The 21,815-nt window shown below is 74.1% G+C and carries 16 protein-coding genes; 9 read left to right on the forward strand and 7 right to left on the reverse strand.

Annotated elements, in window-relative coordinates; all coding sequences use genetic code 11:
- The 4 genes from cobJ to cobC all read left to right on the forward strand — a co-directional run.
- The coding region (gene cobJ, locus TR50_RS42265; RefSeq protein ID WP_063774996.1) for a precorrin-3B C(17)-methyltransferase at positions 1 to 1,164 on the forward strand (1,164 nt) is incomplete at its 5' end.
- Positions 1,165 to 1,237: 73 nt separating this feature from the next.
- Positions 1,238 to 1,849: a precorrin-8X methylmutase gene (locus tag TR50_RS03450; protein WP_042414506.1), complete on the forward strand. Its 612-nt coding sequence runs from the start codon at positions 1,238 to 1,240 to the stop codon at positions 1,847 to 1,849.
- Positions 1,846 to 2,787 (forward strand): sirohydrochlorin chelatase, encoded by a 942-nt coding sequence (locus tag TR50_RS03455; RefSeq protein ID WP_042413757.1) that lies wholly within the window; start codon positions 1,846 to 1,848, stop codon positions 2,785 to 2,787. Before TR50_RS03450 ends, TR50_RS03455 begins: the two co-directional genes overlap by 4 nt.
- Positions 2,777 to 3,835 (forward strand): Rv2231c family histidinol phosphate aminotransferase CobC, encoded by a 1,059-nt coding sequence (gene cobC, locus TR50_RS03460; protein ID WP_042413760.1) that lies wholly within the window; start codon positions 2,777 to 2,779, stop codon positions 3,833 to 3,835. The genes TR50_RS03455 and cobC overlap by 11 nt, the downstream gene beginning before the upstream one ends.
- Positions 3,836 to 3,974: 139 nt before the next feature.
- Here the strand turns inward: cobC and TR50_RS03465 are convergent, their stop codons facing one another.
- On the reverse strand, positions 3,975 to 5,027 hold the full coding sequence (locus TR50_RS03465) for an LAETG motif-containing sortase-dependent surface protein (RefSeq protein ID WP_160311071.1): 1,053 nt from the start codon (positions 5,025 to 5,027) through the stop codon (positions 3,975 to 3,977).
- Between the two features lie 263 nt (positions 5,028 to 5,290).
- Here TR50_RS03465 and TR50_RS03470 point away from each other — a divergent pair, with 263 nt between their 5' ends.
- A complete protein-coding gene (locus TR50_RS03470; RefSeq protein ID WP_042413764.1) occupies positions 5,291 to 6,061 on the forward strand; it encodes an SDR family oxidoreductase in 771 nt (256 codons plus the stop codon).
- Between the two features lie 10 nt (positions 6,062 to 6,071).
- Here TR50_RS03470 and TR50_RS03475 read toward each other — a convergent pair whose 3' ends face one another.
- The 5 genes from TR50_RS03475 to TR50_RS03495 all read right to left on the reverse strand — a co-directional run bounded on the left by TR50_RS03475 (position 6,072) and on the right by TR50_RS03495 (position 15,207).
- Positions 6,072 to 6,749 (reverse strand): uracil-DNA glycosylase, encoded by a 678-nt coding sequence (locus TR50_RS03475; RefSeq protein WP_042413766.1) that lies wholly within the window; start codon positions 6,747 to 6,749, stop codon positions 6,072 to 6,074.
- Positions 6,750 to 6,859: 110 nt separating this feature from the next.
- The gene (locus tag TR50_RS03480) at positions 6,860 to 9,595 is read right to left on the reverse strand and encodes an ATP-binding protein (RefSeq protein ID WP_042413769.1); all 2,736 of its coding nucleotides are present in this window, start codon (positions 9,593 to 9,595) and stop codon (positions 6,860 to 6,862) included.
- A 204-nt stretch (positions 9,596 to 9,799) separates the two neighbouring features.
- Positions 9,800 to 10,885: an amidohydrolase family protein gene (locus TR50_RS03485; RefSeq protein ID WP_042413772.1), complete on the reverse strand. Its 1,086-nt coding sequence runs from the start codon at positions 10,883 to 10,885 to the stop codon at positions 9,800 to 9,802.
- Entirely contained in the window at positions 10,882 to 13,437 is a 2,556-nt protein-coding gene (gene pepN, locus TR50_RS03490; RefSeq protein ID WP_369405692.1) for an aminopeptidase N, read from the reverse strand. Before pepN ends, TR50_RS03485 begins: the two co-directional genes overlap by 4 nt.
- Before the next feature lie 243 nt (positions 13,438 to 13,680).
- Entirely contained in the window at positions 13,681 to 15,207 is a 1,527-nt protein-coding gene (locus tag TR50_RS03495) for an aldehyde dehydrogenase (NADP(+)) (protein ID WP_042413783.1), read from the reverse strand.
- 226 nt (positions 15,208 to 15,433) lie between these two features.
- Here TR50_RS03495 and TR50_RS03500 point away from each other — a divergent pair, with 226 nt between their 5' ends.
- Complete coding sequence (locus TR50_RS03500) at positions 15,434 to 16,174, forward strand: hypothetical protein (protein WP_236654244.1); 741 nt, start codon at positions 15,434 to 15,436, stop codon at positions 16,172 to 16,174.
- A 53-nt stretch (positions 16,175 to 16,227) separates the two neighbouring features.
- On the opposite strand, the gene TR50_RS03505 is transcribed toward TR50_RS03500, so the two are convergent.
- The gene (locus TR50_RS03505; protein ID WP_174514798.1) at positions 16,228 to 16,845 is read right to left on the reverse strand and encodes a GNAT family N-acetyltransferase; all 618 of its coding nucleotides are present in this window, start codon (positions 16,843 to 16,845) and stop codon (positions 16,228 to 16,230) included.
- A gap of 120 nt (positions 16,846 to 16,965) precedes the next feature.
- On the opposite strand from TR50_RS03505, the gene TR50_RS03510 reads away from it, so the two are divergent.
- The 3 genes from TR50_RS03510 to TR50_RS03520 all read left to right on the forward strand — a co-directional run bounded on the left by TR50_RS03510 (position 16,966) and on the right by TR50_RS03520 (position 21,716).
- Entirely contained in the window at positions 16,966 to 17,166 is a 201-nt protein-coding gene (locus TR50_RS03510) for a hypothetical protein (protein WP_042413792.1), read from the forward strand.
- A gap of 78 nt (positions 17,167 to 17,244) precedes the next feature.
- Positions 17,245 to 20,127, forward strand: a complete 2,883-nt coding sequence (locus tag TR50_RS03515) for a glycosyl hydrolase 2 galactose-binding domain-containing protein (protein ID WP_042414514.1) — start codon at positions 17,245 to 17,247, stop codon at positions 20,125 to 20,127.
- 8 nt (positions 20,128 to 20,135) lie between these two features.
- Positions 20,136 to 21,716, forward strand: coding sequence for a beta-N-acetylhexosaminidase (locus TR50_RS03520; RefSeq protein ID WP_084699741.1), 1,581 nt, complete (start codon positions 20,136 to 20,138; stop codon positions 21,714 to 21,716).
- Positions 21,717 to 21,815 lie beyond the last annotated feature (99 nt).

Consider the following 21,815-nt stretch of genomic DNA (forward strand, 5'->3'; position numbering starts at 1 on the left):
GCCTCCGCTACGGCGGTGCCGACCGTGCGGCTGTTCCCGCCGAGCCTGGTCGTCGGCGTCGGAGCCAGCAAGGGCGCGCCGGCCTCGGAGATCCTGGAGCTGCTCCGCACGGCACTCGCCGACGCGGGCCTGGACGCCCGCTCACTGCACAGCCTCGCCAGCGTCGACGCCAAGGCGGACGAGCCGGGCCTGCTCGCGGCCGCCGCCGAACTCGGCGTCCCGGCGCGGTTCTTCACCGCCGACGAGCTGGCCGCCGTCACCGTGCCCAACCCCTCGGAGGCGCCGCTGGCCGCCGTCGGCACCCCGAGCGTCGCCGAGGCCGCCGCCCTGCTCGGCGCGGAGACCACCGAACTCCTGGTCCCCAAGCGGAAGTCGGCGCCCGAGGGCCGCGCCGCGATGGCGACCGTCGCCGTCGCCCGCCGCCCGCTGCGCGGCCGCCTCGCGATCGTGGGCCTCGGCCCCGGCGCGCGCGACCTGCTCACCGACCGCGCCCGCACCGAACTGCGGCGCGCCTCGGTCATCGTGGGCCTGGACCAGTACGTCGACCAGATCCGCGACCTGCTCCGGCCCGGTGTGCGCATCGAAGCCACCGGGCTGGGCGCGGAGGAGGAGCGCGCCCGCAGCGCGGTCCGCCTGGCCCAGCAGGGCCTGGCCGTCGCGCTGATCGGCAGCGGCGACGCCGGCGTCTACGCGATGGCCTCCCCGGCCCTGGCCGAGGCCGGCGCGGACATCGACGTCGTCGGCGTCCCCGGCGTGACCGCCGCGATGGCGGCGGCCTCGCTGCTGGGCGCGCCGCTGGGCCACGACCACGTCTCGATCAGCCTGTCCGACCTGCACACCCCGTGGGAGGTCATCGAGCGCCGCGTCCGCGCCGCCGCCGAGGCCGACCTGGTCGTCACCTTCTACAACCCGCGCAGCCGCGCCCGCGACTGGCAGCTGCCCAAGGCGCTGTCCATCCTCGCGGAGCACCGCGACGCCCCCGCGACCCCGGTCGGCATCGCCCGCAGCGTCTCCCGCCCGGACGAGTGGCACAGGGTGACGACGCTGGCGGCCCTCGACCCGACCGAGGTGGACATGTTCACCGTGGTCACCGTCGGCAACACCGCCTCGCGCGAGGTCGCCGGACGCTTCGTCACCCCGCGCGGGTACCGGTGGCAGGGGTGAAGTGCCTGGACGTCTGCCCGGTCGACGCGATCGACCTGCTGCCCGTCGATCCCCTTCAGGAGCACGCCTCATGATCCACCGTCAGGTCCATCCCATCGAGGCGGAGTCGTACCGCCGCCTGCGTGCCCGGCACGACGCCTCCCACCTGCCGCCGCTCACCCGGGCCGTGGCGGAGCGGGTCGTCCACGCCAGCGCGGACCTGGAGTACTTCGACGACCTCGTCCTCGCCGACGAGTCCGTCCTGCGCGCCGCCGCGGACGCGCTCGCCGCGGGCGCCCCGATCGTCGCGGACGTGGAGATGGTCGCGGCGGGGATCACCGCGCGCGAGTCGGTCTGCCGCGTGCGGCAGGCCAAGGCCGACCCCGACGCCGGGCTGACCCGCTCGGCGGCAGCCGTGCGGATGGCCCTGGCGGAGGTCGGCCACGGCGCGGTCTGGGTCATCGGCTGCGCGCCGACCGCCCTGGAGGAGCTGCTCGTCCTCGACGCGCGCCCGGCGCTCGTGATCGGTCTGCCCGTCGGCTTCGTCGGCGCCGCCGAGTCCAAGGCCGCCCTGCGCGCGTCGGGACTGCCCGGCGTGAGCAACATCTCGGAGAAGGGCGGCTCGGCCGTGGCCGCCGCGGCCGTCAACGCCCTGCTCTACCCGGACCTGTACGACATCACCACGACTCCCGAGGAGAACCTGTGACCTCCCCCGCGCTGCTGCTGGTCGGCCACGGCACCCGTGACGAGGACGGCGCGGAGGCCTTCCGCGAGTTCGTCGAGCTGCTGAAGGCACGCCTGCCGCAGACCCCGGTCGGCGGCGGCTTCATCGAGCTGTCCCCGCCGCCGCTCGCCGACGCCGTGGCCGAGCTGGTCGAGCAGGGCGCGCGCCGATTCGCGGCCGTGCCGCTGGTGCTGGTCTCCGCCGGGCACGCCAAGGGCGACATCCCGGCCGCGCTGGTACGCGAGCGCGAACGCCACGCGGGCACCAGCTTCCGCTACGGCCGACCGCTCGGCCCGCACCCGTCCCTGCTGACCGTCCTGGAGCGCCGCCTCGACGAGGTCGTCACGCCCGAGGAGCGCGCCGAGACGACCGTCCTGCTCGTCGGCCGCGGCTCGACGGACCCGGACGCGAACGCCGAAGTCGCGAAGGTGGCACGGCTGTTCTGGGAGGGCCGGGGCCTCGCCGGCGTCGAGACGGCCTTCGTCTCGCTGGCCGCGCCGAACGTCCCCGACGGCCTGACCCGCTGCGCGCTGCTGGGCGCGAAGCGTGTCGTGGTGCTGCCGTACTTCCTCTTCACCGGCATCCTGCCGGACCGCGTCGCCGAGCAGGCGCGCGAGTGGGCCGAGGCGCACCCGGACGTGGACGTGCGGCAGGCGGGTGTGCTCGGCGCGACCGAGGAGCTGGCCGAACTGGTCCTGGAGCGCTACCGCGAGACCGAGCAGGGCGACCTGCGGATGAACTGCGACACCTGCGTCTACCGCATCGCCATGCCGGGCTTCGAGGCCAAGGTCGGCGCGCCGCAGCGCCCGCACCACCACCCGGACGACCCGACCCACGACCACGGGCACGGCGGCCACGGGCACGGCGACCACGGGCACGGGCAGCACGGTCACCACCACGACCAGAGCCATGCACACTGACGACGCAGATCCCGGCGACGGCCGCGACCTGCTGCGCCACCACGGCGACCGCGAGGTCGGCGGCGGCCTGGTCGACCTCGCGGTCAACGTGCGGACGGGCACGCCGCCCACCTGGCTGCGCGAGATCCTCGCCGACAGCCTCGGCAGCCTCGCCGCCTACCCCGACGGCACCGCCGCACGCGCGGCGGTCGCCGCGCGGCACGGGCGCGCGCCCGAGGAGGTCCTGCTCACGTCCGGCGCGGCGGAGGCCTTCGTGCTCCTCGCACGAGCCCTGCGCCCCCGCCACGCCGTCGTGGTGCACCCTCAGTTCACCGAGCCCGAGGCCGCGCTGCGCGACGCCGGGCACCCGGTGGACCGCTTGGTGCTCCCTCCGGAGGCGGGTTTCCGCCTCGACCCCTCGGCGCTCCCCTCCACTGCCGATCTGGTCGTGGTCGGCAACCCCACCAACCCCACCTCCGTCCTGCACCCGGCCGAGACCCTGGCCGGGCTGACCCGTCCCGGCCGCGTCCTGGTGGTGGACGAGGCGTTCGCGGACACGGTGCCCGGCGAGCCCGAGAGCCTCGCCGGCCGCCGCGACCTGCCGGGTCTGGTCGTGCTGCGCAGCCTGACCAAGACCTGGGGTCTGGCCGGGCTGCGCATCGGTTACGTGCTGGCCGCACCGGAACTGATCGCGCGGCTGGAGGCCGCGCAACCGCTGTGGCCGGTCTCCTCCCCCGCGCTCGCCGCCGCCGTCGCGACCTCCGCCCCGGCCGCGCTCGCGGAGGCGGAGGCAGCCGCGCGGGCCACCGCCGTCGACCGCGCGCACCTGCTGACCCGGCTCGCCGAGATCCCGGGCGTCCGCGTCCACGGCGTCCCGGCCAGCTCCTTCGTGCTGGTCGAACTCCCCGACGCGGACAAGGTGCGCCTCCGCCTCCGCGAGGCCGGCTTCGCCGTCCGCCGCGGGGACACCTTCCCGGGCCTCGGCCCGGACTGGCTCCGCATCGCGGTCCGCGACCGCGCCACGACGGACGCCTTCTGCGACGCGCTGCGGCTCAGCTGCGGCCGCTGAGGCCCGCGCGGCCGGCGTCCAGTGCACGACCGAACGGACCGGCTCGCCGACGGCGTCGACTCAGCCGCGGCACCGACTCAGCCCGGCTCCGACTCAGGCTCCGGCAGCGACTCGGCAGCGATTCGGCTCCGGCAGCGACTCAGCCGCGGCGCCGACGGCGCGTCAGCGCGACCACGCCGCCGCCCGCGCCGAGCACGACCAGGGCCGCGCCCGCGATCACCGGCGTGGCGCTGCTGCTCCCCGTCTCCGCCAGGTGCGTCGAGCCGCTCGGCGCGGTCGGCGGGGTGGACACGTCGGCCACCGGGCTCGCACCGCCCGCGCCGCCGGTCCCGCTGCCGCCCGCCGCGCCGACGCCGCCCGTGCCACCGGAGCCGCCGCTCATGCCCTGCGACGGCCCGCTCGACGGCGTGCCGCCGCCCGAGTCGCCCGAACCCCCGCCCGTCGCGCCGCCGTTGGAACCTCCGCCGTTGGAGCCTCCGCCGTTGACCCCGCCACCGTTGGAGCCGCCGTCGGAGCCGCCGTGACCCGAGCCCTTCGTGCAGGAGACGTCGGCGAGCACGATCTTCCCCCGCACGGCTGCGACGTTCAGCGCCAGCGGGTTCACGTCGACGTCCAGCTCGACCGCCGTCGCCGCCGCCGAGTCCGACGTCGTGGTGTGCTGGGAGAGCTTGAGGTCCACCACGCCCAGGGCAGGGACCCGGACCACCGTGTCGCCGTGCGCGCTCAGGCGTACGTGGACGCCGAGGATCGTGATCTCCCCCAGGGCCTCCGCGCTCGCGCTCGGCGCGCCGTCGACGGGGCAGTCCGCCTCGGCGCTGACGGCTTTGAGGCCCACCAGCTCGGTGAGCGGCAGGCCGGGCAGGTGCAGGTGCGCGTCGGCGAGGGTGACGGAGGCGCGCGAGCCGTGGGCGTCGACGACGGCGTCGGTCTGACCGACCTGCGCCATCACCAGGTTGACCGGCTGGTCGTTCTCGACGCCGCTGCCGACCACGGTGCTCAGCGCGGCGCCGCTGCGCGAGGCGGGCGCGGAGATCTTGTTGAGCGAGACGTCGACCGGGATGTCGGCCGCGCTCAGCAGCCGGACGTCCAGCGCGACCTCCGCCGTGGTGGCGGACGCGGTGCCCGACCCCGTGGTCGCGTGCGCGGGTTCGGCCACCCCCATCAGCGAGACCGCGGCGAGTGCGCCGGACAAGGCGAAGGGTGTGGCGAAGCGACGACGACGGGACAGGGACAGCACGGTGTAACCCCCACCTGGGAACGTACGTACATGCCGGGAACGGCTGGGCGATGCACGGAATCGGACCCGCTTATTCTTGCGAACCGTGTGTCACCGAGTCAGCACACGCAGTCAGTTCACTCTTTAGAGTGACAGATCCCCACGATCACCAACCGCCCCAGCCGTTCGGGGCTGGACTAGCGTGGTGCTCCCAACCACGCGAACCTCCGGGAGCAGCTGTGAGTGATCTCTTCTCCGTCTCCGGCCGGACGGCCCTGGTCACCGGCGGGACGAGGGGCATCGGTCTGATGATCGCCCGCGGCCTGGTCCAGGCGGGCGCCAAGGTCTACGTGAGCTCCCGGAAGCCGGAGGCCTGCGAGGCCGCCGCGGCCGAGCTGAAGCAGCACGGCGAGGCGGTCCCGCTGCCCGCCGACCTCTCCGAGGAGTCGGAGATCGCCCGGCTCGCCGAGGAGCTGGCCTCGCGCGAGGAGAGCCTGGACATCCTGGTCAACAACGCGGGCGCCACCTGGGGCGCGACCCTCGACGACTTCCCCGTCAGCGGCTGGGACAAGGTCATGGACCTCAACCTGCGCAGCCCCTTCCTGCTCACCCAGGCCCTGCTGCCCCTCCTCCGCGCCGCCGGCACGCCGGACTCCCCCGCCCGGATCATCAACGTCGGCTCCATCGACGGCCTCCACGTCAGCCCGCTGCCCACTTACTCCTACGCCGCGAGCAAGGCGGGCCTGCACCACCTGACCCGCGTCCTGGCGAAGGAGCTGGGGCCGCAGCACATCACCGTCAACGCCATCGCCCCGGGCCCGTTCGAGTCGAAGATGATGGCCGCCACCCTGGCCGCCGTCGGCGACCAGATCGCCGCGTCCGCCCCCTTGCGCCGCATCGGCCGCCCCGACGACATGGCCGGCGTCGCCGTCTACCTCTCCAGCCGCGCGGGCTCCTACGTCACCGGCGCGGTGATCCCCGTCGACGGCGGCATCGGCACGACGGTGTGAAGCCCCAGCGTTACGGCAGGCGCCAGTCGACGGGCTGGGCGCCCTGCTTGACGAGGAGGTCGTTGGCGCGGGAGAAGGGGCGGGAGCCGAAGAAGCCGTAGTCCGCCGAGTAGGGGCTCGGGTGGGAGGACTCGATGCAGGGCACCTCGCCCAGCAGCGGCTTGAGGCCGCGGGCGTCCTTGCCCCAGAGGATGGCCACCAGGGGCGCGTTGCGGGCGACGAGGCCGCGGATGGCCTGGTCGGTGACGGCCTCCCAGCCCTTGCCGCTGTGGGCGCGGGGCTTGCGCGGCGCGGTGGTGAGCACCCTGTTGAGCAGCAGCACACCCTGGCGGGTCCAGGGCGTGAGGTCGCCGTTGGCGGGCGCGGGGAGTTGGAGGTCGCGCTGGTACTCGGTGAAGATGTTGACCAGGCTGCCCGGCAGCGGCCGCACCTCCGGCGCGACCGAGAAGGAGAGGCCCACCGCGTGGCCGGGGGTCGGGTACGGGTCCTGTCCGACGATCAGCACGCGGACGTCCGCGAGCGGCTGCTGGAACGCGCGCAGCACGTTCGCGCCTGCGGGGAGGTAGCCGCGTCCGGCGGCGTTCTCTCCGCGGAGGAAATCCCCCATCACCGCCACGTCGCCCGCGACGGGGGCGAGGGCCTGGGCCCAACCGGACTCGACGATCTCATGCAAAGGACGCGCTGCCACACGGAAAGCCTAGTGGCCCCCGCCGACACGCGACGACGGGCCCCGGCCCCGGCAGCAGGAGCGGCAGCGCCGAACCGCCCGAGCGCGCCGCCACGCGCGGACGCGCACGGCTACGCGCGGACGCGCTCCCGCGCGCTGTGCGCCAGGGCGTCCGCGGAGCAGGACTCCGCCGCCTCGGTCGCGTCGCGGAACGCCTCCCTCGCGTCCTGGCCGGACGCGGCCACGGCGACGGCCAACTCGTGCAGGGCGCGGGCGCGTTCGTACGGGGCGTGCGCGCCGTCCAGGAGCTGCACGGCGAGGCGGAGGCGATCGAGGCGTGCCTGCGGGTCGGGATCGAGCTCGGCCGAGGCGCGCATGGCCGTGCCGATCGCGGAGAGCGTGCCGTAGCGCTCGGCCCGCCCCAACTGGTCCGCGGCCAACTCGCGGGCGCGGTCCAGGTCGCCGAGGCCCGCGCAGGCCGCTGCGAGGCCGCGCTGCCAGCCGCACCAGCCGGGGTTGCGCATCCCGCGGGCGTCCAGGCGGGCGCCCGCCTGGGACAGTTCCGCCTCGGCGTCCACGAACTCGCCGAGCCCCAGCAGGAACACGCCCCGGACGGTCTGCGCGTCCGGGAAGACCACGGCGTTGGAGTACGGCGCACGGAAGCTGTAGCGCTCGGTCAGCGTGCGCGCCTCCGCCGTCGCGCCGCGCGCCGTCAGGACCGCCACGAGGGTGCCGACCGCGTACCAGTGGACGGGAGTGCCCTCGCCCACGCGGTTGGCCAGCTCCAGGCCGTACCGGGCCTCCTTCTCCGCCTCGGCCAAGTCGCCCGTGCGGTAGTGGACGTAGCCGAGGATGGTGTGCCCGAAGGAGAGGTGGGCGCCGCGCCAGCCGGCCTGCTCGTACTCCTCGATGCCCTTCGCGAAGAGCTCGAGCGCCCGCTCGCGCCGGTCCCCGTACATGTAGGTGAGCGCGACCAGCACGGGCACCTCGAAGCCCCACTCCGAGTGCGCCCACCGCAGTTCGCCCTCCAGGGCGCGATCGCTGTAGTGCAGCGCCACGTCGACGGGCTCGCCGCGCACCGTCGCGTCCCAGGCGCGCAGGCCCAGCACGTAGCGGGCGGCGATGGAGCGGTCGCCCTCGACGTCCAGACGTTCGGCCAGGTCGGCCAGGCGTTTGGAGCGCTCCTCCGAGCCCTGCTCCCAGGCGTCGAAGGCGCCCCACATGAACTGCCACACCTGCATCTTGAGGCGCAAGGCCTCGTCCTCGACGCGCTGCACCTCCGCTGCCATGGTCTCCGCGGCCTCGGCGAGGTTGTTGCTGTGGGCCAGCGACTGCGCCAGCCGGACGCTGATCTCGTGGCGCAGCAGGTCCGGGATCACCGGCTGGGCGAGCGCCATCCGCAGTTGGTCGGCGGTGGCGGCCGGATCGTAGAGGAGGGTGGAGCAGCCGAGCTCGAAGAGCACGTGCGCCCGCTCGGACACCGGCGGCGGCTCCTCGACAGCGCGCGCGAGGCAGCGCTGCGCGGTCTCCGGCGCACCAGACTGCATGAACAGCTGGGCCGCGTCCCGCAGTTGCTCGACGACGCGGGCGTCCCCGGCCGGCGGCACCTCCAGCCAGTGCCGGGCCGCGACCATGGGGCTGCGCCCCGCCTCCAGGACCGTCATGGCCGCGCGGGCGTGCAGGTCGGTGCGCTCGCCCTCCGGAATGCTCCGGTAGACGGACGTGGCGATCAACGGGTGGACGAACTCCAGGACCTGACGTCCCGCCAGCACGCGTTCGTGACGCAGCCGCTCCGCCGCCGCGTCCGCTTCGGCCGGACCGAGGCCGGCGACCTGCGCGGCGTGCTCCACCGGCGTCGCGATGCCGAGCACGGCGACGGCGCGGGCCAGTCGCACCGGGCCGGAACCGAGGCGTCGCAGGCGGGAGATGAGCCCGCTGCCGGTGCTCTCCGCGGCCAGCTCGCGCAGCCGGACCCAGGAGTCCTCGCTCGGAACGATGCCGCGCTCGCGCGCCATGGCGGCCAACTGGACCGTCTCGAAGGGGTTTCCGCCGGTGACCGCCCAGACGTCACGGGCGAACGCGCCGATGGCGTCGGCCGCGTCCGGGTCGTCGACCTCGCCGTCCACGGCGCCGTCGACCTCGCCGAGGCGCTCGCCGGCGCCCCCGGGCTCCGCCTCGGCTTCCGTGTCCGGATTCGCCCCTGCGTCCGCCTCCGCGTAGAGGGAGCGCACGAGCGCGTCCACCGCCTCCGGCGTGAGCGCGGAGAGCCCCAGCGGGGTGACCCCGCTGTCGCCGGCCATGGCACGGAAGGCGTCCGCCCAGTCGGGCAGCTCGTCCGGCCGGTAGGCGACGACGAGCAGCACCGGCAGGTCCGCGACACGGCCTGCGAACGCCGCCAACCAGGCGAGCGACTGGGCGTCGGCCCAGTGCGCGTCGTCGACGACCATCACCAACGGACCACGGGAGAACGCGAGGTTGGTGACGACCCAGTCCAGGCCGTCCCGCACGCCCTGGGGGTCGGGTGCCGCCCCGGCGCTCGGCGCGACACCCAACGCGGCGCCGACGATGTCATTCCAGCCGCCGAGGAGCGCCTGGCGCTGCTCGTCCCCGACGCCCTCCAGCAGCGGTCGGAGCAGCCCGCGCACGACGGTGAACGCCGAGCCCTGCTCCTGCTCGCCGCCTCGGGAGGCGAGCACCAGCAGTCCCTCGTCGAGCGCGGCCTCGCGCACGGCCGCGAGCACGCTGGTCTTGCCCAGCCCCGCCGCTCCGGTCACGGCCAGCAGCCCGCCCGCGCGCTCCGCGCGCAAGGTCGCGACCGCCGCGCGCACGGCGTCGAGTTCATGTTCGCGTTCGAGCAGCCCCAGCACGCCAGACCTCCCAAGCTTCGCGTTCGAGCGTAGTCCCGCGCCCACCGCCGCCGCATGCACTTGCACACGTCAAGGGCGCGGGGAGCCACCGACGTGCCGACCGCCGGGCGCACCCGCAGCTCTCGCGCCCCCGGGGTCGACGCGCCCCCCATCCGTCCACGGCTCATCCGTCCACAGCCCCCGAGGCGGCGGGAGCCGCTCCCGTCACGCTCGCAGGGCGCGCCCGTTCAGGACGATCTGCTGAGGGTCCGCCAGCACCCGCACGTCCTTGCGCGGATCGTCCTCGTACACCACGAAGTCCGCCCGCGCGCCCTCCTCCAGGCCCGGCCTGCCGAGCCAGGCATGCGCGCCCCAGGTCGTCGCCGAGAGCGCCGCCGACGCCGGCAGGCCTGCCCGGACCAGCTCCGCGACCTCCTGGGCGATGAGCCCGTGCGGCAGGGAGCCGCCCGCGTCCGTGCCCGTGTAGATCGGGATGCCCGCCTCGTACGCCGCCGCGACGGTGTCGTAGCGGCGTGCGTGCAGCGCCCGCATGTGGCGTGCGTACGCGGGGAACTTCGCCTCGCCCGCCTTCGCGTGCTCGGGGAATCCGGCGATGTTGACCAGCGTCGGGACGATGGCCACGCCCCGCTCCGCGAACAGCGGGATGAGGTCCTCCGTGAGGCCGGTCGCGTGTTCGATGCAGTCGATGCCCGCCTCGACCAGGTCGCGCAGCGAGTCCTCGCCGAAGACGTGGGCGGTGACGCGCGCGCCCTCCTCGTGCGCGGCCGTCATCGCGGCCTCCAGGGCCTCGCGCGGCCAGCAGGGGCCGAGATCGCCGAGGTCGCGGTCGATCCAGTCTCCGACGAGCTTGACCCAGCCGTCGCCCCGCCGCGCCTCCTGGCGGGCGTAGTCCGCGAGCTGATCGGGCTCGATCTCGTGCGCGTAGTTGCGGATGTAGCGGCGGGTCCGGGCGATGTGGCGGCCGGCCCGGACGATCCGCGGCAGGTCGTCGCGCTCGTCGACCCAGCGGGTGTCCGCCGGGGAGCCGGCGTCCCGCAGCAGCAGGGCGCCGGCGTCGCGGTCGGCGAGGGCCTGCTTCTCGCTGGTCGCCCGGTCGACGGCGCCGTGCGCGTCGAGGCCGACATGGCAGTGGGCGTCGGTCAGGCCGGGCAGCACCCAGCCGTGCACGGTCCGCACCTCGCCGCCCGTCGGCGCGGTGAAGCTGATCCGGCCGTCGACCACCCACAGCTCGTCGCGGACGTCCTCGGGCCCGACCAGGACCCGCCCGCTCACATGCAGAACCGTGCTCATCGCTCCCCCTTTTCGGCTGCGGACACCGCGGCGTCCGCCGCCGGGTCCGCCTGCGCCCGGGCGCGCACGGCGCGGCGCAGGTCGTCCAGGCGGTCCGTCAGCCCGCGCCGCAGCGCGACGCTCAGGTCCTCACGGGCGAGTTCGCGGTCGCCCGCGGCCAGCACCTCCGCGGTGGCGGCGTAGGTCGGGAAACCTCCGGCGGAGGTCAGCAGCCGGGCCACGGCCGCGCCGCGCAGCGCCGCGGCCTCGCTCGCCGCCGGGAAGAAGCGTTCCGGCAGGCCGAGTCCGTCGAGCAGCTCGTACTGCTCCGGCTGCCAGAGACCGTCGATGGTCGCCGCCAGCAGGTAGTTGGAGAGCTCCCCGCCGAAGGCCGCCTCCCAGGCGGACCGTTTGGCGTCGCGGTCCGGCCGGGCGGCGCGGCAGCGGGCCGCTCCCTCCGCGCTGGTCGCGCTCGGGTCGTGTTCGGCCTCGGCGGCGATCTCGGCCTCGCCGGCCGCTCCGAGGACGCACAGGCGCAGCAGCAGCTGCCACCGCAGCGCCGGATCCAGCTCCGGGCCGCCGGGGACCGCGCCCTCGGTCAGCCACTCCACCAGCTCCGCCTGCTCGACCGGTGCGAACGCCGCGTCGATCAGACCGCGCACGGCCACCAGTCGCAGGCCCGCGTCCCTCGCGTCCCCCTCGGTGCGGCGCAGCAGGCTGCGGCACACCTCGCCGAGGCGGGCCAGCGCCGGCGGGCGCTGCCCCGGGGCCAGGTACTGGTCCGTGACGACCCGGCGGGCGAACGCCAGGACGTCCTGCACGAGGTGGACCGAGGACTCGCCCGGCAGATGCGCGGCGACGAGCTCGAGGTACTCCTCGGCGGGCAGTTCGCCGTCGCGGACCAGGTCGCGGGCGCTGTTCCAGATCACCACGCGCGCGAGCTCGTCGGGGACGCGTCCGAGCGACTCCCTGACGACGGCCCAGGACTGCTCGTCCAGGCGGATCTTGGCGAAGGCGAGGTCGGTGTCGTCCGGCACGATCAGCTCGCCGCGCGGCTCCGGCAGCGCCTCCTCCTTGCCGCCCTGGAGCTCCACGGGCGTGCGCTGACGCAGCATCACGACACCTTCGGCCATGCGGTCGTAGCTGCCCACGCTGATGCGGTGCGGCCGGAGCACGCCGTCCGCGGAGGTCTGGCGCAGCGCGCCCTCGACGGCCTGCAGGGTGTCCAGTCCGGTGGTGCGCAGCCACTGCTCGGCCCAGGCGTGGACGTCGCGTCCCCCCGAGGCGGCGAGGGACTGGAGCAGGTCGTCCAGGGTGGCGTTGCCGAAGGCGTGCGCCTCGAAGTGACGGTTCACGCCCTCGAAGAAGGCCTCGTCACCGAGCCAGGCGACGAGTTGCCGGAGCGCGGCCGCGCCCTTGGCGTAGGAGATGCCGTCGAAGTTCTGCAACGCGGCGGCGGTGTCGGCGACGGCCTCCGGCGCGACGGGGTGGGTGGACGGCCGCTGGTCGGCGTCGCGTCCCCACGCCTTGGTGGAGGCGAACCCGGTCCAAGCGTCGCCGTAGCGGGTGGCGTCGGCGACGACCCGGAAGCCCATGTACTCGGCGAACGACTCGTTCAGCCAGAGGTCGTCCCACCAGCGCATGGTGACCAGGTCGCCGAACCACATGTGCGCCATCTCGTGGGCGACGACGATGGCGCGGTGCTCACGCTCGGTGTCCGGCACGGCGGAACGGAAGAGGAAGGTGTCGCGGAGCGTGACACAGCCGGGGTTCTCCATCGCGCCGACGTTGAACTCCGGCACGAAGCACTGGTCGTAGCCGCCGAACGGGTACCGCTGGCGGAACAGCGCGTGGTAGGCGTCGAAGCACTGCCGGGTGACGGCGAGCAACTCCTCGGCGTCCGCGTCGAGGTAGGGGGCGAGCGAGCGGCGGCAGTGCAGGCCGAGCGGGATGCCGTCGTGCTCGGAGCGCACCGAGTGCAGCGGTCCGGCCACCACGCACACCAGGTAGCTGCTGATCGGCGCGGTCGGCGCGAACCGCGTCACCGCCGCGTCACCGCGGCCCGGCACGGACTCGCGCTCGCCCACGGCGCCGGCGTTCCCGACGACGGTCCACTCGGCGGGCGCGGTCACGCCGACCTGGTAGGGGGCCTTGAGATCCGGCTGGTCGAAGGCGGCGAAGATCCGCGGGCCCTCGTCGAGGAAGGCCTGGGTGTAGACGTAGACCTCGCCGTCGGCCGGGTCCACGTAGCGGTGCATGCCCTCGCCGGTACGCGAGTACGCCATGTCCGCCTCGACCAGCAGCTCGTTGTCGGCGGCCAGCCCCTCCAGCGGGAACCGCCCGTCCTCGAGCGCCCGCGGGTCCAGCTCCCGCCCGTTCAGCACGACCCGCCGCAGCGCGGCGGGCTTCACGTCCACGAACGTCCCGGCTCCCGGCGTCCGGCACCCGAATGCGATGACCGTGACCGACCGGAACACCTCGGCCCCGACGGTCAGGTCGAGGTCCACGGACACGGCGCGGACGTCGACCAGCCGTCGACGTCCTTCCGCTTCGGCGCGAGTGAGGGCAGACATGGGGATCATGCTATTCCCGGCCGGGCCGGTTCCGGAGTCACACCGGGCACCTGAATTGCTCGGTCCGCACGCACCCGGCCGCACGCGCCGGGTGCGGCCCCCGAGGTGCGCTCCCCGCCGGGTCGGCCCCGGCGTGAGGGCCTCCGGGGAGCGCGCGGGCCCGCCGCCGACAGGGCCGCACCGGCGACGGGCTCCGGCGACGGACTCCGGCTACGGGCTCCGGAGGCAGCGCGCGACCTCGGCTCAGCGCGGGAGCAGCGCCTCGGGGACGGTCTGGAAGGAGACCGGTCGGAGCCAGCGTTCGACGGAGGTGGCGCCGACGGAGGTGGCCGCCGAGGTGGAGGCCGGGTACGGACCGCCGTGGTGCATGGCGTCGGCGACGGCGACGCCCGTGGGCCAGCCGCCGAAGAGGACCCGGCCCGCGAAGCGGGCGAGGGCGGCGAGGAGGGCCGGGGCGTCGGGGTCGGCGGCGGGGGTGTGCAGGGTGGCGGTGAGGCAGCCGTCGAGTCGGGCGAGGATCGCCTCGGCCTCGGCCGGGTCCGCGTAGCGGACCAGGACGGTGGCCGGACCGAAGCACTCCTCCAGCAACGCCTCGTGCGAGCCGCGCAGGGCGCTCGCGGCGGGAACGCTCAGCACGCCGGCGCGGACAGCGAGCGGGGTCTCGGGAGTGGGGACGGAACCGGCGGGGGCGACCGTCTGCACGTCGCCGAGGCCGGCCCGGCGGGCGAAGCCGTCCAGGAACGCCTCGCGCATCCGCGCGTCCAGCAGGACCCCGGCCGGGACCTGCGCGGCGGCGTCGGCCACCGCCTTCTCGAACGCGTCCCCGGCCGCCCCGGCGGGCACCAGCACGAGGCCCGGCTTGGTGCAGAACTGGCCCATCCCCAACGTGAACGAGCCGACGAGCCCACGCGCCAGCTCCTCCGCCGCGCCCGTGCCCGTGCCCGTGCCCGGGCCCGGGTCGGCGCCGGTCCCCGTGAGCGCCGCCTCGGTGACCAGGACGGGGTTGACGCTGCCGAGCTCTCCGTGGAACGGGATCGGGCGCGGCCGGGCCGCCGCCACGTCGAACAGCGCGCGCCCGCCGCGCGCGGAGCCGGTGAAGCCGACGCCCGCCAGCAGCGGGTGCCGGACCAGCCCGGGCCCGGCCTCGAAGCCGTGGACCAGCCCGATCGTGCCCTCCGGCAGGCCCACCTCGCGCACCGCCTCCCGGAGCACGGCGGCCACCCGCTCGGAGGTCTCCGGATGGTCGGGGTGCGCCTTGACGACCACCGGGCAGCCGGCGGCGAGCGCGCTCGCCGTGTCGCCGCCCGGGACGCTGAACGCGAAGGGGAAGTTGCTCGCCGCGAACACGCCGACGACGCCGAGCGGCAGCTTGACCCGGTACAGGTCGGGACGGGGCGGGGTGAGGCCCGGGTCCGCGCTGTCGCGGCGGACGTCGAGGAAGCCGCCCGGCTCGGCGGCGTGGTCGACGAGATCGGCGAAGTAGCGCAGTTGGAAGACGGTCCGGGCGAGTTCGCCGGTCAGCCGGGCGGTCCCCAGTGCGGTCTCCGCGTCGGCCGCGGCGATCAGCTCGGGACCGGCGGCGTGCAGCCGCTCGGCTGCGGCGCGCAGGAGCGCCGCCCGGCGCGCGCGCTCAGCGAGCGCCGGGAGCGCCGCATGGGCGGCGCGCACGGCCGCGTCGACCGCGGCCGGACCGGAGACCTCGGCCACGGGTCCGCCCCCGCGCGGCTCACCCGTACGAGGGTCCACACTCCACACCGACTCAGCGCCCACCGTCGTGCCTCCTGCCGGAATTGCTTGCCAGAACCGCTTGCCGGAACTGCTGCGAATGCCATGCCATGCGAATGCAGCGCCATGCGGACGAATGCAATGCCCTGCGCGCGAATGCAATGTCACATGACTCCTGACGGTCCCGACTCTAGTCGCTGGCGCGGACGCTGTCAGTGGGCACCGCTAGACCGGACCTCGCACGCAACCGCACCAACCCGTCGGGGTCGCCATGAACGCCCACACTCCCCCGAACCCTTCGACGCCGCCCGCGCCCGTCCCGCCTGGGCAGCCCGGCCCGCCCGTCAAGCCCGTCAAGCCCTTCCAAGCCGTCGTGTCCGGCCACGAGCCGCGCCATCTCTCGCTCGCGGACCTGCGCCACCGCGGTTGGACGCCCAGCATGGTCGCCAAGCTGCTCGGCGCGCCCGACCTGACCGTGCGCAACCAGCGCTTCCGCGGCGCGGCACCCTCCCGACGCTACTCCGCCGCACGCGTCGAGTCCGCCGAGGCGTCCGACGCCTTCGCCGCGCTCGCGAGCGCCGCCTCGCGCCGGGCGGCCTGCTCCCGCGCGGCGTCGGAGCGCCGCCGACGGGCCGTCCTGGCCGAGGTCGAGGGCCTGCACATCCGCGTTCCCCGCCTCGCGCCGGAATCCCTCACCCACCGCGCGGTCGCACACCGCAACGAGCGCGACGCACAACGGGCGTGCCGTCACGGCGACCGTCACCCTGCCCCCGCCCGCATCGACGCCGCCGAGCCCGGCGCGCTGCGCCGCTGGCAGGTCAACTACCTGCGCCACGCGCTCACCGAGTACGACACGGTCCTCGACGGGCTCCACGGCACCACCGGCCGCGCCGCGGCCGAACACCTGCTCCGCCGCCGCGTCTACGAGGCCATCGGCGCGGCCTACCCGCACCTCTCGGGCGAATGCCGCCGCCAGCTGAACGAGCGTCAGCCGCCTCCGCCCCCGGGGTAGCCACCGCCGCACACCGAGGACGGGAAGGAGTCCGCCCGGCGCGCCGCGGGCGCTCACGCCGACGGTGCGGCGGGGCCCTGCGCCCACTCGGCCCGGGACACGGCGTACTCCACGTCGCCGCGTTCCGCGCCCTCGATGTACTCCGGCCACTCCTCGAAGAAGGTCCGCACCAGCGTCAGGCCGGCCTTCTCCAGCACCCGACGGGACGCGGAGTTGACCGTCATCGTCGTCGCGACGACCTGCTCGGCGCCCAGCACGGTGAAGGCGTGCCGGACGAGGGCGCGGGCGCCCTCGGTCGCGTAGCCGTGGCCCCACGCCCCGGGCAGCAGGCGGTAGCCGAGCTCGAGGACGGCGCCGCGCCCGACCGCGGGTGCGGCGGCCAGGCCGACGCTGGACGGGGGCCGCAGTGAGAGCCAGCCGAGGAACCGGCCGTCGGTCCGGCTCTCGACCGCGAAACAGCCCGTGCCGGGCGGCAGTTCGTCGTACTGACGCAGGATGCCGGGGAGGGTGCGCGCGGCGACGGTCTCGCGCGGCTGGGGGCGTCCGTCATCGATGCGCCGCATCACCTCGGGGTCCCCGTGCAAGGAGGCGAGCGCGTCCAGGTCCCGCGCCGTCGCGGTGAAGCGCCGCAGCCACAGCCGCCCGGTCCACAGGATCGTGAGGGTCTCCACCCTGCGATCCGATCATCCCGGGCGTTCGAGGCCAACTGCTTTTCCCCGCCCAGGCCGCCTTCAACCCCGTATCGAGAATCTCGCAGGCGCGTTGTCAGTCCCGACCGATAGATTCTCCCCATGTTGAACGCGCACGTCCTCACGCCGCTCTCCCCTGTGGAGGTGGCCAACGCCCGTATCCGCGCCCTCGTCTCGGGCGCGCGCGGCCGCGCGCTCACGCCCTCCGAGCGCGAGCGCTACGCGCTGCTCCTCGACGCCTACCTCTCCGCGCGCAGCGCGGAGAGCCGGGCGCGCGTGAAGGAGATAGCCGCCGCGGCCTGACCCCGTCCGAACGACCTCTTGCCCTCCCCTCCCCTGCATAGTTAAGTTAACTAACTTAACCAGAGAGGAGTGTGCACCATGGCCTTAGCACGTGCCCCACGCATTGGAGTCCTCGCCGCAGCGGCCTGCCTCGCCGCCGTCTCCCTCACCGCACCCAGCGCCTCCCCCGCCGCGCATGCCTCCCCCGGCGTCCACAAGGCCCCTGCCCCTGCGGCACCCGCCGCCTTCGCCGATCCCCCCACCGGGTCCACCGCCGTCACCGACCTCGGCGCCGGCGGCGGCTGGAAGGTCCTCACCTCCGCCACCGCGACGCGGGGTGGAGCGGCCATCTCCACCCCCGGCTTCAGCACCACGGGCTGGCTCTCCGTCGGCAACGACGGCGGCGGCGCGCCCGGCACCGAGATCAACGCCCTGCTGCAGAACGGCTCCTGCCCGAACGTCTTCTACTCCACCACCATGAAGACCTGCTTCGGCCAGATGACCAAGGTGGGCGCGGACACCATCGCGCAGTTCTCCGTCCCGTGGTGGTACCGCACCGACTTCACCGCGCCGCCCGCCGGGCAGGACGCCACGCTGATCCTGGGTGGCGTCGTCGGCCAGGCGGACGTGTGGGTCAACGGCACCGAGGTCGCCACCTCCGCCACCATCAGCGGCGACTACGCCCGCAACACGATCGACGTGACGAAGCTGCTCCGCTCGGGCGCCAACTCCGTCGCCATCGAGGTCTATCCGAACAACCCGACCACGATGCCGACCCTCGACGACGTCGACTGGACGCAGATCCCGCCGGACAACAACACCGGCATCCAGTTCCCGGTCCAGCTCCAGACCGGCGGCCCGCTGCTCGTCGGCGACGCCCACGTCGACCAGAACACCGCCGCCGACCTCTCCAGCTCCGCGCTCACCGTCAAGGCCACCGTCACCAACACCACTGGCACCGCGCAGACCGGGACGGTCGAAGCGACCGTCACCCCGCCCGGCACGGGCGGCACGCCCGTCACCGTCAGCCAGAGCGTGACGGTCCCGGCCGACAGCGCGCAGACGGTGAGCTTCACGCCCACTGCCTTCCCCTCCCTCACCCTCGCCTCCCCGCAGATCTGGTGGCCGTACCAGCTGGGCGGGCAGCCGCTCTACACGCTCTCCACCTCCGTCGCCCAGAACGGCGCCACGCTCGACTCGACCAGCGAGACCTTCGGCATCCGCACCGTCTCCTCCTACCTGACCGGCGCCGGCACGATGGCGCCGAGCGGCGTCCGCGCGTTCACCATCGACAACGTGCCGCTGGTGATCCGCGGCGGCGGCTGGGACCCCGATCTCTTCCTGCGCTACGACCCGGCCGACACCGCCAAGCAGATCGGCCTGTTCAAGGCGATGGGCGTCAACACCGTCCGCCTGGAGGGCCACCTGATGCCCGCCGACTGGTACCAGCAGATGGACGCCGCCGGCATCCTCGTCAACGCCGGCTACCAGTGCTGCGACTTCTGGGAGAACACCAGCTACACCAGCGCCCAGCAGGCGAACTACCAGCTGACGGCCAAGTCGGTCGGGCAAGTCCTGCGCAACCACCCCTCGGTGTTCAGCTTCCAGTGGAGTGACAACGCGCCCACCGCGACGCAGGAGAGCCTGGCCCTCAAGGGCTTCGCTGCCGCCGACTACACCGGCCCGTTCATCTCCTCCGCCGAGTACAACTCCAGCCCCCAGCTCGGCGCTTCGGGCGAGAAGGAGGGCCCGTACGACTGGGTGCCGCCGAGCTACTGGTACGACACCAGCCACGAGAACAGCGGTGACTCCACTCTCACCAACGCGGGCGGCAGTTGGGGCTACGACAGCGAGCAGAGCGAGGGGAACACGATCCCGACCCTCGACTCGATCAACCGCTTCCTGTCCGCCGCCGACCAGACGGCGCTGTGGCAGAGCCCCGGCGCCAACCAGTACCACGACAACTACGAGGGCACCCGCCACACCGGCTACCACTTCGGCACCGACGACAACCTCGACCAGGCGGTCACGGACCGCTACGGCGCGCCCACCAGCCTCGCCCAGTACGTCGAGGAGGCACAGGTCCAGAACTACGAGGACACCCGCGCCCAGTTCGAGGCGTTCGTCGACCACTCCACCAACGCCGCCGCACCCTCGACCGGCACCGTGTACTGGCAGCTCGACAAGGGCTGGCCGACGCTGCTGTGGTCGCTGTGGAACAACGACGGCGACCAGGCCGGCGCCTACTTCGGCGCGCAGAAGGCCAACCGTCCGCTGCACGCCCTGTACGCCCTCGACAACGACACCGTGACCGTGGACAACCTCGGCGGCGCGGCCCGGAGTGGACTGACCGTCGAGGCGAAGGTCTACGACACCGCCGGTTCCCTGCTCGACGACCGGACCAGCGGGTCGCTCACCCTCGCCTCGCAGCAGGTCCAGAACAAGGTGCTCACGCCGAAGATCCCGACGGCCGCGGGCACGGTGTACCTCGTCGAACTGCTGCTGCGTCAGAACGGAGTGCTGGTGGACCGCAACGTCTACTGGAACAACACCACGTCCGACGTCGTCAACTGGAACAAGACCATCGGGCAGCCGCAGGCGTCCATGTCCTCCTACGCCAACCTGACCGCGCTGCGCGGCCTGGCCCCGGCGACGGTCTCCGTCACCGCCGCCACGAGCGCCCAGGCCGGCCCGAACGGCTCCGACAAGCTGGTGACGGTCACCGTCACGAACACCTCCACGACGCCCGCCGTCGGCTTCTTCCTCCGTGCCGACCTGCGCCGCGGGACGGCGACCGGGACGGAGCTGCCGGGCGACAACGAGCTCCAGTCCTCGATCTGGAGCGACAACGACGTCACCCTGTGGCCGGGCGAGTCGGAGACGCTCACGGCGAGCTACAACTCGGCAGACCTGCAAGGCGCGACGCCGGTCGTCAGCCTCTCGGGCTGGAACGTCGCCAAGACCGACACGGTGGCGGGGTGAGCGCCGGCATGGCGCGCTCCGGCCCGCGTCGCCTGCTCGTCGTGGTGCTGACCGCTCTCGGACTGGTCTGCGCCGGCCTCGGGGCCGGCGCGGGCCGGGCCACGGCGGCGAGCGCCTTCCCCGACACGGTCGTGCCCGCGCCGGTCAGCGAGACGGCCGACGGCACGACGTTCACCCTGCCCTCCGGCGCCACCGTCACCTCGGACGACGCCGACACCGGCGGCTACCTCGCCGGAATCCTGCGCGCGTCCACCGGATACGCGCTGCCCCTCACCGTGGGGGCCGGCACGCCCGGCACGATCGCCCTGTCCCTCTCCGGCGCCCCGGCGTCCGTCGGGCCCGAGGGCTACCGGCTGACGGTGGGCGGCGCGGGCGTACTGATCCAGGCACAGCAGGCCGCCGGGCTCTTCCACGGCGTGCAGACGCTGCTGCAACTGCTGCCCGGCAAGGTGATGAGCCCGACGGTGCAGCCGGGCCCGTGGACGCTCGCCGGCGGCACGATCCTCGACTACCCGCGCTTCGGGTACCGGGGGGCGATGCTCGACCTCGCCCGCCACTTCTTCACGGTGGCCCAGGTCGAGCGCTACATCGACGAGTTGGCCCTCTACAAGATCAACTATCTGCACCTGCACCTGAGCGACGACCAGGGCTGGCGCATCGCGATCAACAGCTGGCCCAACCTGGCCGCCTACGGCGGCAGCACCGAGGTCGGCGGCGGCGCGGGCGGCTACTGGACCCAGGCCGACTACTCGGCCGTTGTCGCCTACGCCGCGTCCCGCTTCATGACCGTCGTCCCGGAGATCGACATGCCGGGTCACACCAACGCCGCTCTGGCCTCCTACGCGCAGCTCAACTGCGACGGCACGGCCCCCGGGCTCTACACCGGCACCAATGTGGGCTTCAGTTCGCTGTGCGTGTCCCTGCCGCTCACCTACACCTTCGTGGACCAGGTGCTGGGCGAACTGGCCGCGCTGACCCCCGGCCCCTACCTCCACATCGGCGGGGACGAGGCCGGCTCGACCTCGGCGTCGGACTACACGACGTTCGTCGGCAAGGTCGAACAGCTCGTCACCGCGCACGGCAAGTCGGTGATGGGCTGGCACGACATCGCCAACGCGGGCACCCCGCCCGCGGGCGCGCTGGCCCAGTTCTGGGACACCACGACCAGCGCTCCCAACCTCGCCGCAGCGGCGGCGAACGGCACCAAGGTGGTGATGTCCCCGGCCAACCACGCCTATCTGGACATGAAGTACAACCACCGCACCAAGCTCGGCCAGACCTGGGCGGGCCTGGTCGACGTCAACACCGCCTACGCCTGGGACCCGGGCGACTACCTCACCGGCGTCACCGGCTCCGAGGTCGCGGGCGTGGAGGGCCCGCTGTGGACGGAGACGATCGTCACCTCCGCCGACATCGACTACATGGCCTTCCCTCGCCTCCCGGCCCTCGCCGAGCTCGGCTGGTCGCCGTGGTCCACCCATGACCAGACCGCGTTCGACGCGCGCCTCGGCGCGCAGGGCCCGCGCTGGAAGGCGATGGGGGTGAACTACTACCACTCCACACAGATCGCCTGGCCGGCGGGCTCCTGACGTCCGACCACCCGTCCTGGCCCCGGGGACCCGAGGATCCCGTCCGGCCCCCCGGAGCCAGGACATTCCCGGCCGCCCCCACTGTTCCCCACCCCCGCC

Origin of the sequence: Streptacidiphilus anmyonensis (genome assembly GCF_000787855.1) — a bacterium.
GTDB lineage: Bacteria > Actinomycetota > Actinomycetes > Streptomycetales > Streptomycetaceae > Streptacidiphilus > Streptacidiphilus anmyonensis.